Origin of the sequence: Comamonas trifloxystrobinivorans (assembly GCF_043359985.1) — a bacterium.
GTDB classification, from domain to species: domain Bacteria; phylum Pseudomonadota; class Gammaproteobacteria; order Burkholderiales; family Burkholderiaceae_C; genus Comamonas; species Comamonas trifloxystrobinivorans.
In genome coordinates, this window is record NZ_JBHZGV010000006.1 from 125,925 (window position 1) to 140,451 (window position 14,527).

The 14,527-nt window shown below is 62.4% G+C and carries 12 protein-coding genes; 9 read left to right on the top strand and 3 right to left on the bottom strand.

What is annotated here, in order from left to right:
* Nucleotides 1-61 precede the first annotated feature (61 nt).
* Entirely contained in the window at nucleotides 62-913 is an 852-nt protein-coding gene (locus ACFIQF_RS08400) for a DMT family transporter (protein ID WP_393942156.1), read from the bottom strand.
* A gap of 598 nt (nucleotides 914-1,511) precedes the next feature.
* On the opposite strand from ACFIQF_RS08400, the gene ACFIQF_RS08405 reads away from it, so the two are divergent.
* The 6 genes from ACFIQF_RS08405 (at nucleotide 1,512) to ACFIQF_RS08430 (ending at nucleotide 7,237) form a co-directional block, all read left to right on the top strand.
* Nucleotides 1,512-2,462, top strand: coding sequence for a siderophore ABC transporter substrate-binding protein (locus ACFIQF_RS08405; protein ID WP_393941896.1), 951 nt, complete (start codon nucleotides 1,512-1,514; stop codon nucleotides 2,460-2,462).
* Between the two features lie 114 nt (nucleotides 2,463-2,576).
* Nucleotides 2,577-3,530, top strand: a complete 954-nt coding sequence (locus ACFIQF_RS08410; RefSeq protein ID WP_393942157.1) for an ABC transporter permease — start codon at nucleotides 2,577-2,579, stop codon at nucleotides 3,528-3,530.
* Nucleotides 3,531-3,597: 67 nt separating this feature from the next.
* Nucleotides 3,598-4,560 (top strand): iron chelate uptake ABC transporter family permease subunit, encoded by a 963-nt coding sequence (locus tag ACFIQF_RS08415; RefSeq protein ID WP_393941897.1) that lies wholly within the window; start codon nucleotides 3,598-3,600, stop codon nucleotides 4,558-4,560.
* A gap of 13 nt (nucleotides 4,561-4,573) precedes the next feature.
* Entirely contained in the window at nucleotides 4,574-5,329 is a 756-nt protein-coding gene (locus ACFIQF_RS08420; RefSeq protein WP_393941899.1) for an iron ABC transporter ATP-binding protein, read from the top strand.
* Between the two features lie 267 nt (nucleotides 5,330-5,596).
* Nucleotides 5,597-5,947, top strand: coding sequence for an FHA domain-containing protein (locus ACFIQF_RS08425; protein WP_393941901.1), 351 nt, complete (start codon nucleotides 5,597-5,599; stop codon nucleotides 5,945-5,947).
* 246 nt (nucleotides 5,948-6,193) lie between these two features.
* Entirely contained in the window at nucleotides 6,194-7,237 is a 1,044-nt protein-coding gene (locus ACFIQF_RS08430; RefSeq protein ID WP_393941903.1) for a hypothetical protein, read from the top strand.
* Nucleotides 7,238-7,292: 55 nt separating this feature from the next.
* Here ACFIQF_RS08430 and queA read toward each other — a convergent pair whose 3' ends face one another.
* Nucleotides 7,293-8,474 carry a tRNA preQ1(34) S-adenosylmethionine ribosyltransferase-isomerase QueA gene (gene queA, locus ACFIQF_RS08435; RefSeq protein WP_393941905.1) on the bottom strand — a complete coding sequence of 394 codons (1,182 nt, stop codon included), beginning with the start codon at nucleotides 8,472-8,474 and terminating at the stop codon, nucleotides 7,293-7,295.
* A gap of 225 nt (nucleotides 8,475-8,699) precedes the next feature.
* Here queA and ACFIQF_RS08440 point away from each other — a divergent pair, with 225 nt between their 5' ends.
* The gene (locus ACFIQF_RS08440) at nucleotides 8,700-9,728 is read left to right on the top strand and encodes an ABC transporter substrate-binding protein (protein WP_393941906.1); all 1,029 of its coding nucleotides are present in this window, start codon (nucleotides 8,700-8,702) and stop codon (nucleotides 9,726-9,728) included.
* A gap of 81 nt (nucleotides 9,729-9,809) precedes the next feature.
* Nucleotides 9,810-11,369, top strand: coding sequence for an ABC transporter permease/substrate-binding protein (locus ACFIQF_RS08445; protein ID WP_393941907.1), 1,560 nt, complete (start codon nucleotides 9,810-9,812; stop codon nucleotides 11,367-11,369).
* Nucleotides 11,370-11,399: 30 nt separating this feature from the next.
* On the opposite strand, the gene ACFIQF_RS08450 is transcribed toward ACFIQF_RS08445, so the two are convergent.
* Nucleotides 11,400-11,750, bottom strand: a complete 351-nt coding sequence (locus ACFIQF_RS08450; protein ID WP_393941909.1) for an FHA domain-containing protein — start codon at nucleotides 11,748-11,750, stop codon at nucleotides 11,400-11,402.
* Between the two features lie 331 nt (nucleotides 11,751-12,081).
* On the opposite strand from ACFIQF_RS08450, the gene recG reads away from it, so the two are divergent.
* The gene (gene recG / locus ACFIQF_RS08455; RefSeq protein WP_393941911.1) at nucleotides 12,082-14,319 is read left to right on the top strand and encodes an ATP-dependent DNA helicase RecG; all 2,238 of its coding nucleotides are present in this window, start codon (nucleotides 12,082-12,084) and stop codon (nucleotides 14,317-14,319) included.
* Nucleotides 14,320-14,527: the final 208 nt, after the last annotated feature.

A 14,527-nucleotide genomic window follows, 5' to 3' on the forward strand; every position in this document is an offset into this window, starting at 1 on the left:
CTGTTTTTTATGAGAGGGTGATGCTGATGCGGCTGCCTGGGAGGCAGAAAATTTTGCTGCCTCAGCGCCGGTCGCGCATCGACAACCAGGCGCTCAGCGCGCCGCCCACGGCAATGGCCAGCATGCCCAGCACGGCCCAGTGGTCGGGGATATGGCCATACAGCAGCCAGCCGGAGAAAACGGCAAACGGAATCTGGCTGTAGAGGAAAGGCGAGATGGTGGCCGGCGTGGCGTGCTCATAGGCCTTGAGTAGTGCCAAATGGCCGATGGTGCTGCCCAGGCCCATGGCCAGCGCACCTAGCCACAGCGCCCAGGTGTTGGGCCATTGCCAGAACCAGGGCAGGCTGGCACTGGTGAGCAGCAGAGCCACCAGGCTGGTATAGATCTGCGTGGTCACCGGGCGCTCTTTGCCGGCCATCTGGCTGCTGACAATCTGGTAGGCGGTATTGGCCAGCAGTTGCAGCAGTGGCCAGATGAGCGCGCCGCCGCTGAAGTTGGCGCCACCGGGCCGGATGATGATGATGGTGCCGATAAAGCCCACAGCCACCAGCACCCAGCGCAGCGGGCTCACCGCCTGGCGCAGCCAGAGCGCGGCCACTAAGGTCATGGCGAGCGGCGTCATCGCGACCACGGCGGTGAACTCGGCCAGTGGCAGGTAGCGCAGGCTCATCATCGCGCAGGCATTGCTGGTGCAGAACAGCGCTGCGCGCATCATCTGAAAGCGCGGGTGCGTGGTGCGGAAAATATCAGCGCCGTGCTGCGCCACACCCCAGCCCACGGTAAAAATGGATTGCAGCAGGTAGCGCAGCCACAGTGCCATCAGCAAGGGCAGGGCTGCGCCCACGTATTTGGAGCCGGTATCCAGCACACAGAAGAACACGCAGGCCGCCACGGTCAGCGCAATGCCGGTCAGGGCCGATCCCTGGCCGGGGCGCGGCGGGCGTGGTGCAGGTGTTGTGGCGTTGGCGGCGGGCGCGGCAGGCGAAGCGGGCAGCGAAGGCGGGAGAGTGGCGGTCAGGGCGGCAGGGCTCAGAGCCGCTGGCGCGGTGGAAGCAGTCGGGGGTGTCACGCGGGCAAGGTCAGCGTGCGGCAGCCGGTCTCCTGCGGAGTCGAAGGGCGGGCGCGCTGGTGCCGCCATTGTAGAAAAAACCGGCTGTCTGACCAGCGCTCTGTGGTGTTGCTCGGGCCGACTGGTGGCGCCATTGTCGGCTCAGCGACAGTCCGCTGGCCAAGCCTCAAAGCCTCACCGGGCTCGCTGGATTTAGCGCTGCCGTTTGGTTCCTGGCGCAACCGCGTGTTACCATCAAATGAGAATGATTCGCATGTGTGTTAATTTCTTGTAAAGCCTGTGCCATTGGGCAGGCTGTCGGCGCATCGCGCAATCATTGCAATCAATTAACCGCTGGGGCAGGTGTGGCGGGCGCAAGCAGCTATTGAAGCAATAGCATTTCGTAGCGATACGGTCTTGGGTCAGGTGCATGGGCTGCCAGCACTCGACCAAAGGATGTTCCATGTCGCGCTCCGCCTCGCTTTCGATCAACCGCCGCCAATCGCTGCTGCAATTGGGCGCCATGGTGAGTTTGCCCTGGGCGGCGAGCGCGGCGCTGGCGCAGCAGAGCTTTAGCGTGCAGCAAGCCAATGGCGCGGTGCAAGTGCCCGTCAAACCCAAGACGATTCTGGTGTTCGACCTGGCAGCGCTCGATTGCTTGCGTGCCCTGGGCGCCGAAGTCCAAGGCGTGCCCGAGGTGGTGAAGTTGCCGCCCGTGCTGGAGCAGTACGCCGACAAAAAATACACCCGCATCGGCAGCCTGTTCGAGCCCAACTACGAGGTGGTCAAAGGCCTCAAGCCCGATGTCATCGTGGCCGGTGGCCGCTCGGCCGCCAAGGTGGCCGAGCTGTCCAAGATTGCGCCTACGCTGGATCTGACGGTGGATAACACCAAGCCGGTGGACAGCGCCTTCAAGCACCTCAAAATTCTGGGCCAGATGGTGGGCCAGGAGGCCAAGGCCGAGGAGCTGATCAAGGCCATGCAGGCCGATATCGACAAGCTCAAGGGCCTGACTGCTAGCAAGGGCACCGGTTTGATGGTGATGACCAATGGCGGCAAGCTCAGCGCTTACGGCCCGGGCTCGCGCTTTGGCATGCTGCACGATGTGTATGGCATTCCGGCCGCGAACAAGGACATTCAGGTGGCGGGCCACGGCCAGGCGATCTCGTTCGAGTTCATCCTCAAGACCAACCCGGACTGGCTGTTTGTGCTGGACCGCGATGCCGCCATTGGCCGCGAAGGCGCCTCGGCCAGCAAGCTGCTGGACAACCCGCTGGTCAATGCCACCAAGGCGGCCAAGAAAAAGCAGATCGTCTACCTGAACTCGGCCAACTGGTACCTGCTGGGCAACGCCAGCCCGGGCTCGCTGCACGACGATGTGACGCAGCTGATCACGGCTTTCTCCAAGGCCTGAGATGGCTTGCGCTGAAGCCAGTCTGACACCAGCCACAGCATGTCTCCGATGGTTTTGAAAGTGCCATGCAGCGACCGCAGTGCGCTGCGCTCGCTGGCTTTCGCTGGCCCGGCCATGGCCGCGTTGGCGGTGCTCGCTTTCATCAGCTTGCTGGTGGGCGTGAGCGATGTGTCGGTGGGCACGATTGCCCGCCTTTTCTCGCACAACGAAGACGACCTCGCCACCCAGGTGCTGGTGGCCAGCCGCGTGCCGCGTACCTTGGCATTGCTGCTGGCTGGCAGCGCCATGGCGGTGGCCGGTTTGCTGATGCAGATGCTGGCGCGCAACCACTATGTGGAGCCGGCCACCATGGGCACAGCCGAGTCGGCGGGCATGGGCATGCTGGTGGGAATTCTGCTGTGGCCGGACATGCCGATCTTCGGCAAGATGGGCCTGGCTGCGTTGTTTGCGCTGGCGGGTACGGCGCTGTTTTTGGCGCTGCTCTCGCGCATCCGCCTGCGCTCGGCCTTGATCGTGCCGCTGGTGGGCCTGGTGCTGTCGGGCGTGATTGAGGCGGCCACTACCTTCATCGCTTATCGCTTTGATCTGATGCAGGCGGCGCGTGCGTGGATGACGGCCGATTTCTCAGCCATCGTACAAGGCCGCTACGAGCTGCTGTGGCTGTCTCTGGGCGTCACTGTGCTGGCCATGCTGGCGGCTGACCGCTTTACCGTAGCCGGCATGGGGCAAGACTTTGCCACCAATCTGGGCCTGAACTACAAGCGCCTGGTGGCGCAAGGCGTAGCCGTGGTGGCGGTGGTGACGGCGTCGGTCATCGTCACGGTCGGCATCATTCCGTTTGTCGGGCTGATCGTGCCCAACCTGATGCGTCTGGTGGTGGGCGACAACGTGCGCAAATCGGTGCTCTGGGTAGCCTGGGCGGGCGCGCTGATGGCGCTGGTTTGCGACCTGATCGGCCGCCTGGTGATTGCGCCTTACGAGGTGCCAATCGGCACGGTGATGGGCGTTATCGGCAGCGCCATGTTTCTGTCTTTGCTGCTGCTGCGCCGCAAGCGCATGGGAGGCTGAGATGGCGCAAAGCTCACTGAATTCCAGCCCGCTTGCGCGGGCTCAGAGCCTAGGCCAGAGTGCTAGCGTGCGCAAAAGCTGGCTGGCCGATCCCCTACATTGCCTGTGGCTGCTGCTGGCGCTGGCCGCCGTGGTGAGCGGCTTGTTCATGACGCTCAATGTGCAGGCCGAATGGAGCTTTGTGCTGCCGCTGCGCGGAGGAAAACTGGCTACGCTGTGGACAGTGGCGTTCGCGATTGGCGTGTCGACCGTGCTGTTCCAGACCGTCACCAACAACCGCATTCTGACGCCTGCAGTGATGGGCTTTGACGCGCTGTTCCAGTTGATCCAATCAGTGCTGGCTTTCAGCATCGGCGTGGCAGCCATGCAGATGCCCGAGCTCACGCGCTTTGGCATGAATGTGGGTCTGATGGTGCTGCTCTCAACCAGCCTTTTCGTCTGGCTGTTCCGCGGCCAATCCAGCAACCTGCATTTGCTGCTGCTGGTGGGCATTGTGGCGGGCATCTTTTTCCGCAGCTTGAACAACTTTGTCTGGCGCATCATGGACCCGAACGAATTCGTGGTGCTGCAAGACCGCTTGTTCGCCAACTTCAACACCGTGTCGGTGCCGCTCCTGCTGCTGTCGCTGGCGGTCATTGCGCTTGTTGGCGTCTGGGTATGGCGCCAGCGCCATGTGCTCGATGTGCTGGCGCTCGGGCGCGAGGTGGCCATCAACCTGGGCGTGGATTACCAGCGCTCGGTGCTGGGCGTGCTGGTGGTCATCGCAGTGCTGGTGTCGGTTTCGACCGCGCTGGTCGGGCCGGTCACTTTCTTTGGCCTGCTGGTCAGCAACATGGCCTACCAGCTGATGCACACGCACCAGCACCGCTACACCTTGCCAGCCACGGTGCTGTTGGGCGCGCTGCTGTTGGTGGGCGGCCAGATGGTGCTGGAGCGGGTGTTCAGCTTCAACACCTCGCTGTCCATCGTGGTCGAATTTCTGGGCGGGCTGACCTTTATCTATCTGTTGGTGCGCAAGGCCAAGAACTGAGCGCGGCAAAGCCATGATTGAAACTGAAAACCTGCGCATGACGCACGGCAGCACCACGGTGCTGCACGACGTCAGTCTGCGCATTCCACAAGGCCAGCTCACGGCCATCATCGGCCCCAATGGTGCGGGTAAATCGACGGCGCTGTCGCTGATCAGCCGCCTGGTGCCGATGACCTCGGGCTCGGTGCGCATCGAAGGCCAGGACATCACGACCACCGCCAGCGACGCTTTAGCGCGCATGCTCGCCATCTTGCGGCAGGACAACCAAAGCGCACTGCGCTTGACGGTGCGCGACTTGGTGGCCTTTGGGCGCTTTCCGCATTCCAAGGGCCGGCTCACGCTGGAGGACAAAGCGCATGTGGACCGCGCCCTGGCCTACCTGAAGCTGGAGCCGCTGCAAGAGCGCTTTCTCGACGAGCTCTCGGGCGGCCAACGCCAGCGCGCCTACATCGCCATGGTGCTGTGCCAGGACACGCGCTACATCCTGCTCGACGAGCCCTTGAACAACCTCGACATGGCGCACGCCGTCGGCATGATGAAACTGCTGCGCCAGGCGGTGCAAGACACCGGCAAAACCGTGGTGGTGGTGTTGCACGACATCAACTTTGCCGCCAGCTATGCCGACCACATCATCGCCATGAAGGATGGGCGTTTGTACTGCGAAGGCTCGCCGCAAACCGTGGTGCGCGACGAAGTGCTGAGCGATCTGTACGAAATCGAGGTGCGTGTGCACGAGGTCGCGGGGCGGCGTTTGTGCGACTATTTTTAGCGGATCGCTCGTCTGGACCGCTGCGCCCCAATGCTTGTTAATTTATTTTATTTAATAATCAATCTAATAAATAAAACATCTTGCAAATGTAATCAATCCAACCTCGCTGTGCCTGTTTCTCCAGGGGAATGCTGATTGAGGCGTGACGAGGATCAATTAATTCATTGGGAAAATAGATAGAAACCCTGATTTCCCTCAAAGAAGTGAAACTTTTGAGCAAACCGTATGATCTAGTTTCAATTAGATACATTGAAATATGAGATTGCGATGTTGCCTGAGCTATTGGTCCGAGACAAAAACGAGTTGATCCTGCGTTCGCTGATATTGGAAGACGGCTATTCCACCATCGGCCGCGAGCCCACCAGCACCGTGGTGCTGGACGATCCCAGCGTCAGCCGCAACCACGGCGCCTTCTTTTTGCGCGAGCGCTTTGGCATCCTGACGGTGGAAGACCACGGCAGCATGAACGGCACCTTTGTCAACGGCCTGCAGGTCAAGCGCAAGATCCTCTACGCGGGCGACATCGTGCAGATGGGCGATTTCCAGATCTACATCCGCCACGGCTCCACCCTGCCCAACAAGCCGATGCCAGACAGCAGCGAAATCCGCAAAGACTGAACCGTTGCCTCAGCCGCGCATGTCTGCCGGCTACGACAGCGTCTGTTCGTGGTGTTTGCAGTAAAAAACATAACAATGCATGCTGGCGAATCCACAAGCCCATCGCTTGGCCCCGTGCTTTCTGGCGCTTGCTGAGCGCTGATCTCCCGCTGCTGAGGCTTTGTTCACAAAGCCTGCGTCTCCTGCGCGGGCCGCATTTCCGGCCCGGCATCTATGATGGGCAGTCCACCACCGATGGCCCACTCCATGCAGCTCTTGTACGCCTTTGCCCTGTTTCAGCTCGCGCTCCTGGCGCTGGTGTTGCGTTTGTACTGGCGCAATCGCGCCATGAAAAAACGCCAGGATGCTTTGGTGGCCGGCTTGCAAGGACAGCGCTACTGGCGCATCAACATGGCGCGGCAGCCTTTCTTTCAACGTTGGTTGCGCGTGCTGCCTTTTGAGGCCAAGGGCGTGTTGATCGACGAAGGTGCGCAACTGCGCATCCAAGGTTTTTGGCTGAACACTGCCAAGGCTTTTGATGTGGCGGTAGAGAAAAGCCAATGCCAGGTGGAATGGCTGGGCAACCGCAGCCTGCGCGCCGGCAACCTGTATTGGGCCGAGCTGGTCACGGCGCGCTGGCGCTTGCTGTTTTGCGCCGACACCGGCATGTACGCCTTGCCTTCGCGCGAGGCGCTGGCCGATATCTTTCGCAGCGTTTTCCCCCAAATTCCGCTGGACAAAGCAAAAACCTCCGACTTTGCGCTGGAGAAGAACCCGCGCAGCCTGGTGGCGGTTTGTCTGTTTTTGGCGCTCATGCTGTTTGCCTTGCTCGACAGCTTTGTCTTCAACCATTTCGAGCTGGTGGATGCGGCACTACTCAAAGGTGTTTGGCCCCTGCTGGTCGGCGCCTTGCTGCTGCTGATCTTGCCCGTGCTGTTTTACCGCTGGCTGGCGAGCGGTGCTGTGCCAGCGCGTGAATCGCTGGTGCTGAGCATGATGCTGACGCTGAGCATCTTGCTGGCCGCGCTGCCGCTGGCCAAACGCGCAGACCAGGTGCTGGCCGGCCAACCGGCGCAAATGCATGCTTACCGGATCAACGCGCCAGGCAAGCTGGAGCCCGTGGACACCAGCCAGGGTTTGCCATCGCTGGACTATTCGCGCCTCAAGGAATACTGGGCCCAGTTCCCGGACGGCACGGTCTACCAGGTGCCGCTGCTGCGCGGCCCGCTGGGCTTGTGGCAGTTGGATCACCAGATTTTTGATGTACCGATCCAGGCGTTCTACAAGAACCCCGCAAACACCAAACCTTGAAACAAAAAACCGCTCCTGGAACGAGCGGTTTTTTTGTGGGCGAGAGGCTTGCCGATCAGGCGGCGTCTTGGGGCTCTTCGGCCTGCGCGGCGGGTGCTTGCGCTGCTTCGTCAGGCTGCGCTTCTTCGCCGTGCGCCATGTGCTTTTTGCGTTGCAAGAGCATGGAGTCGCCATAGCTGAAAAAACGGTACTGGTTTTCCACCGCGTGCTTGTACACGGCCATGATGTGTTCGTAGCCGGCAAAGGCGCTGACCAGCATCATCAAGGTGCTCTTGGGCAGGTGGAAGTTGGTCACCAGCATGTCGACCACGCGGTACGGAAAACCGGGTGTGATGAAGATATTGGTGTCGCCCGAGAGCTGGCCGGTGCGTGCCCAGGATTCGAGCGTGCGCACGGTAGTGGTGCCCACCGCTACCACGCGGCCACCGCGTTGGCGGCAACGCTCCAGCGCCGCCAGTGTGGCGAGCGGAATGTTGTACCACTCGCTGTGCATCTGGTGGTCTTTGAGGCTCTCGGTCTTGACCGGCTGGAAGGTACCGGCGCCCACGTGCAGCGTGACGCTGGCGCGCTCCACGCCCTTGGCTTGCAGCGCGTTGAGCACTTTTTCGTCAAAGTGCAGAGCGGCGGTAGGTGCGGCCACGGCGCCGGGGTTTTTGGCAAACACCGTCTGGTAGCGCACTTCGTCTTCGGCTTCGTTGGGGTCCTGGCCCGATTGCTGCTCGCGCTCGATGTAAGGCGGCAGTGGAATATGGCCGTGTTGTTGCATCAGCTCCCAAGGCGTTTCGCCGTTGGGGCCGTCCAGGCGCAGGCGGAAGAGGGCGCCCATTTCGTTGGGCCAGCGGCCCATCAGGGTGGCATCAAAACCGCCGGCTTTTTTGCCGCCCATCATGCGCAGCACGCCGCCGACCGGGGGCTTTTTGCTGACTTTCATGTGGGCCACGACTTCGTGCTCATCGAGCACGCGCTCGATCAGCAGCTCGATCTTGCCGCCGCTGCTCTTCTCGCCGAAGATGCGCGCCTTGATCACCTGGGTGTCGTTGAACACCAGCAGGTCACCGGCTTGCAGTTGCTCGGGCAGGTCGTAGAAATGGCGGTCCACCAGCTCGGCTTCGCGGGCATCAAGCAGGCGCGAGGCACTGCGCTCGGCAGCCGGGTGTTGGGCAATCAGCTCCGGGGGGAGCTCGAAATCAAAATCACTCAGGTGAAAGGTGCGGCGCGCACCGGAAAAGGCAGTCATCGTCGGCTCTTGCAGGCGGAACACACCTGCAGCTCACAGGGATCAAAACAAGGGGGCGATTGTGCCACCGCCGCAGTGGCACAGCTGGCAGCGCGGGCTTGCGCAGTGCGGGGCAGGGGAAGCGTTGGTTTGCGACTTGTCACAAATTGGTCACAATTGCGGCTTGCTGTGGCTACGGCTGCAACAAAAATGCAAACCACCCACAAATACCCAACAGGAGCACACATGGCGCACTTTTCTCTTCGTTCCCTTTCTGCCGCTGCGGCGCTGGCGGCCTTGGCCGCAGGTGCGCAAGCGCAAGGCGTGGTCAACGCCCTATGCAGTACCGACGCACCCTGGTGCGAGGCAGCGGCCAAGGAGTTCACCAAGAAAACCGGCATCAAGGTGAACCAGGCGCACAAGGGCACGGGTGAGATCGCCGCCCAGCTTCGCGCCGAGGCCAACAACCCCAAGACCGATATCTGGTGGGGCGGCACGGGCGATCCGTTCTTGCAGGCGGCCGAGCAGGGCTTGCTGGCCGAGTACCGCCCGGCTTACATCAACGATTTGCGTGATTGGGCGGTGCGCCAGTACGCCATGTCGGGCAACCAGGTGGGCGGCTTTTACAGCTCGGCCATCGGCTTTGGCTACAACACCGACATCCTGAAGAAAAAGAAGCTGCCCGAGCCCAAGTGCTGGGCCGATGTGGTCAAGCCCGAGTTCAAGGGCGAGGTCGAGATTTCGCACCCCGCCAGCAGCGGCACGGCCTACACGGTGATCGCCGGCCTGGTGCAGCTGATGGGCGAAGACAAAGCGTTTGACTACCTCAAGGCTTTGCACAAGAACACCACCACCTACACGCGCAGCGGCCAGGCGCAGGCGCCCAACGTGGCCAAGGGTGAGGTGGGTGTGGGCATCACCTTCATGTTCAATTTTGAAAAGTGGAAGGCCGACAAGTACCCGGTCAAAACCCAGGCGCCTTGCGAAGGCACGAGCTACGAAGTGGGCGGGATTGCGCTGGTCAAGGGCGCTCGCAATATGGACAACGCCAAGAAGTACTACGACTGGTTGATGAGCCCCGAAGGCCAGGCCGTGGGCGCCAAGGTGGGCAGCTACCAGGTGCCCGCCAACAAGACGTTCAAGATGGACCCGCGCATTCCCACCATGGACGACGTGAAGCTGATCAAGTACGACTTCGAGAAGTACGGCAAATCGGCCGAGCGCAAGCGCCTGATCGACCGCTGGACCAAGGAAGTGGAATCGCTGCCACGCTGATGCCCGTCGGCTTGGCACGATCGCAGCATTTGTAGGAGACGGCCCGCAGACTGCAAGCGGGCCGCTCGCTATAGTGGCGCGATGAAACTTGCCCACCGCCTGCTGGCCGTTTGCTCTGTGTTGCTGTGCGGCTGGGCCAATGCCCAGGCGCCGGCGGTCGAAACACTGCAGGTGGGTTCCAAGCGGTTTACGGAGTCGTACATCCTCGCCGAGATCGTGGCGCAGACGGCGCAGCAAGCGGGCGCCCGCACGCAGGTGCGCCAAGGCTTGGGCAACACCGCCATCGTGTACGAGGCCTTGCGCAGCGGCCAGATCGATGTTTACGCCGAGTACACCGGCACCATTGCGCAAGAAATAGTCAAGGACCCGGCGCATGCCTCGGTCGAAGAGCTGAACCAGGCGTTGGCGCCGCTCGGGTTGGCGGTGGGCGTGCCCTTGGGTTTCAACAACGGCTATGCGCTGGCCATGCGGCGCGAGCAGGCTGCCCGGCTGGGTATTCGCAGCCTCAGCGACTTGGCGCAGCACCCGCAGTTGCGCTATGGCTTGTCGAACGAATTTATCGGCCGCGCCGATGGCTGGCCCGGCCTGGCGCAACGCTACGCTTTGCCAGCGCGGCCACTCGGCCTGGACCACGGGCTGGCCTACGAGGCCATGGCGCAGCAGCATATCGACGTGATGGACATCTACACCACCGATGCCAAGATCGACGATCTGGGCCTGCTGGTGCTGCAAGACGACAAAACCTATTTCCCGCGCTACGACGCGGTGCTGCTCTACCGCAGTGATTTGCCGCAAAAGCAGCCGAAAGCCTGGGCGGCGCTGCAGCGTTTGCAAGGGCGCATCAGCGAAGCGGCGATGATCCAGATGAACGCGCAGGCCGAGTTGCACGCGCAAAGTTTTGAGCGCATTGCGCAACAGTTCTTGCAGGGTGGGCCGGCAACGGGTAGCAGCGCTGTTGCTGATGCGAATGCGCCACCTGCGTCACCCATGGCTCGCCCAGGCTTTGCCGTGCAGCTGTGGCAGCGCTTGGTGGCCGACGACCTGTGGCGTTTGACCGGCCAGCATCTGCTGCTGGTGCTTTTGTCGGTAGGTGCCGCTGCGCTGATTGCGGTGCCGGCGGGCATTGCGCTGTTTCCACACCAGCGCCTGCGCGCCCTGGCCTTGGGTGCTGCGGGGGTGATGCAGACCATTCCGTCGCTGGCGCTGCTGGCGGTGTTGATTGCGGCGCTGGGCATGATCGGCCGCATACCGGCTTTGCTGGCGCTCACCGCTTATTCGATCTTGCCGATTCTCAGCAACACCTGCGCCGGCCTGGCCGAGGTCTCGCCCGGATTGCGCAGCGCCGGATCGGCTCTGGGCATGACCCGGCCGCAGCGCATGCGCTGGGTGGAGCTGCCGATTGCCATGCCGACGGTGATTGCCGGCATCCGCACGGCTTGCGCGATTGCCATTGGCACGGCCACCATTGCCGCCTTTATCGGTGCGGGCGGCTTGGGCGAGCGCATTGTTACCGGGCTGGCGCTCAACGACAGCGCTTTGATGTTGGCTGGCGCCTTGCCCGCAGCAGCACTGGCCTTGCTGAGCGAGTTGCTGTTTGAGCTGTGGGAGCGCTACTTGCGCCGCAAGCGTGTGCGGCGCTGAATCTGAGCCGGCGCCGCTTGGTTTTTATATTTAGTGGGCCGTGGCGGTACTGAGCAGAGAGCTGGATACTGCCGGCCCGGACGAGCCCTGGCGCACCACGATCTCGTAATTGCCCACGCGCACCACATCGCCCGAATACAGCACCGAGCGCCGCATTTGCAGGCCGTTGACAAAGACGCCGTTGCGGCTGCCCTGGTCTTCGACCGACAAGACGCCAAACAGGCTGGAGTGCAGAAAGGCCGCGTGGTGGCGGCTGATGTCGGGCGAGGGCAGCACGATGGAGCAGCCCGGCTCGCGGCCCACGGTGAACAGGCCGTCGTTGACAATCAGCGAGCGCAGCACTTGCGACTGGGCATTTTTGACAAGCAGTTCGGGCAGCATGGGCGTTGGTGTTGGCGAGAACAGATGGCTGGCAATTTAGCAATTTGCGCTGGCTTGCGCACTATCCAAATGAACAGGCGGTAGCCTGCCCCAGTCAATAACATGTATTCTTACTGATCTGTGTCAAGTATTCTGTCAGTGTTGGCCTCTGTTCTTTGCCGGGCAGGCTCGCATTGCTGCTAAGCACTTTGCCCCTGTGCAAGCTTGGGCACTGGCCGGATCGGGTGTGCGAAAAGCAAGGCCGGAAAAGGCAGAAAAAGCGTCGGCAGCTATGGTTTTTGCATGTTGACTTACTGCGTTTTTAACCAGTGTTGCAGCATTCCGTGCCAGAATGTGCGGCAGATGGAATCTGCCCATGCCTGCTAGCTCCGCCCCCACTTCTGCTGCCAGCGCTGCCCCTGAGGCGCGCAAGCCAGGCCGTCCGCGCAAGGCGGCGGCTGCTGCGGCGAGCGCCGAGCCGGCAGCGGCCAAGACACCGGCCAAAAACCCGGCGCAGCAAGCGCTGGTCAAGCTCGGATTGGTGCGCGATATCGATCTGGCTTTGCACTTGCCTTTGCGCTACGAGGACGAGACGCGCATCACCCCCTTGCGCAATGCCCGCGATGGCGAGGTGGCGCAGATCGAGGCGACCGTGGTGTCCAGCGAAATACAGATGCGGCCTCGGCGGCAACTGGTGGTGCGGGTAGAAGATGCGGCGGGCGACCAGTGCGAGCTGCGCTTTTTCAGCTTTTACCCATCGCACCAGAAAACCCTGTCGGTTGGCAGCCAGCTGCGCATCCGGGGCGAGATCAAAGGCGGCTTCTGGGGCCGGCAAATGGTGCATCCGGCGTTTCGCCAAGCCGGCGGTGAGCTGCCGCAGTCGCTCACGCCGGTCTACCCCACCACGGCCGGTTTGCCGCAACCGTATTTGCGCCGCGCCGTCATCAGCGGCTTGCAGCGCGCAGACCTGGGCGAGACCTTGCCGCCAGGCGTGGAGCTGCCCTATGCCCGCTATTACGGCGCGGGCGGCCAATTGCAGCCTTACAGCTTGCGCGATGCCTTGCAGTTTTTGCACCATCCCACGCCCGATGTGGCGCTGGCTACGCTGGAAGACCACAGCCACCCGGCTTGGCAGCGCCTTAAAGCGGAAGAGCTGCTGGCGCAGCAGCTTTCGCAGCTGACCGCCAAGCGCGAGCGCGACCGCTTGCGCGCGCCAGCACTGGTGCCGCAGCGGCCTGCCGATGGCAGCCTGAACCTGCACGAGCAGTTTCTGGCCGCGCTGCCTTTTTCGCTGACGCAGGCGCAGCGCCGGGTCTGCGAAGAGATTGCCCGCGACTTGGCGCGCCACGTGCCCATGCACCGCTTGCTGCAGGGCGATGTGGGCTCGGGCAAAACAATCGTGGCGGCGCTTTCGGCGGTGATCGCCATCGATGCCGGTTGGCAGTGCGCGCTGATGGCGCCTACTGAAATTCTGGCTGAGCAGCACTTTGCCAAGCTGGTGGGCTGGCTGGAGCCGATTCTGGCGCCGCACGGGCTGAAGGTGGCCTGGTTAGCCGGCGCGCAGAAAAAGAAAGAGCGTGCTGCCATGCTGGCCTTGGTGGAGAGTGGCGAAGCGGCACTGGTGGTGGGCACGCATGCGGTGATCCAGGAGCAAGTGCAGTTCAAGCGCCTGGGCTTGGCGGTGATCGACGAGCAGCACCGCTTTGGCGTGGCGCAGCGCCTGGCGCTGCGGCAAAAACTGGCAGCCACCGGCATGGAACCGCACATGCTGATGATGAGCGCCACGCCCATCCCGCGCACCCTGGCGATGAGCTATTACGCCGACCTCGATGTCTCGACGATTGATGAATTGCCGCCCGGGCGCACGCCTGTCGTCACCAAGCTGATCAGCGACAGCCGGCGCGACGAAGTGGTGGCCCGCATTGCCGACCAGATTGCCCAGGGCCGGCAGGTGTATTGGGTGTGCCCGCTGATCGAGGAGAGCGAGGCGCTCGACCTGAGCAACGCCACGGCCACCCACACGGATCTGAGCGAAGCCTTGCCAGGCGTGATGGTGGGGCTCTTGCATTCGCGCATGCCGACGGCCGAGAAAAAAGCGGTGATGGAGCTGTTCAGCGCCGGTGTGATGGGCGTGCTGGTGTCCACCACGGTGATCGAAGTGGGTGTGGATGTGCCCAACGCCAGCCTGATGGTGATCGAGCACGCCGAGCGCTTTGGCCTGAGCCAGCTGCACCAGCTGCGCGGGCGCGTGGGGCGCGGCGCGGCGGCATCGGCCTGTGTGCTGCTGTACTCGGTGGGCGACAGCGGCAAGCTGGGCGAAACCGCCAAAGAGCGCCTCAAAGCCATGGCCGAGACCAGCGACGGTTTCGAGATTGCGCGGCGCGATCTGGAGATTCGCGGCCCCGGCGAGTTTCTTGGCGCCCGCCAATCGGGCGCGCCGCTGCTGCGCTTTGCCGATCTGGAGGCCGACAAGCATTTGCTGGAATGGGCGCGCGAGCTGGCCCCGCAAATGCTGGACCACTGGCCCGAGCTCGCGGCGGCCCATGTGTCGCGCTGGTTGGGTGGCAAGGCCGAATACCTGAAAGCCTAGCCTGCGAGCGCGCGCGACAGGTCTTTGTGAAAAGTCAACATCTAATAAATAAAGGCTTTCCCGGTGAGCGGGCGCCAGCATTTGGCGCATAATAGCTAAATCCTATTCTTGCTGTCGGACATTTCAAAACCACGCTGCGCCGGAATCGGGTACAACTACACGCTTGCTTCTTTATTGAATCCCGTTCTATTGGTGCGTCGTGCTTTTG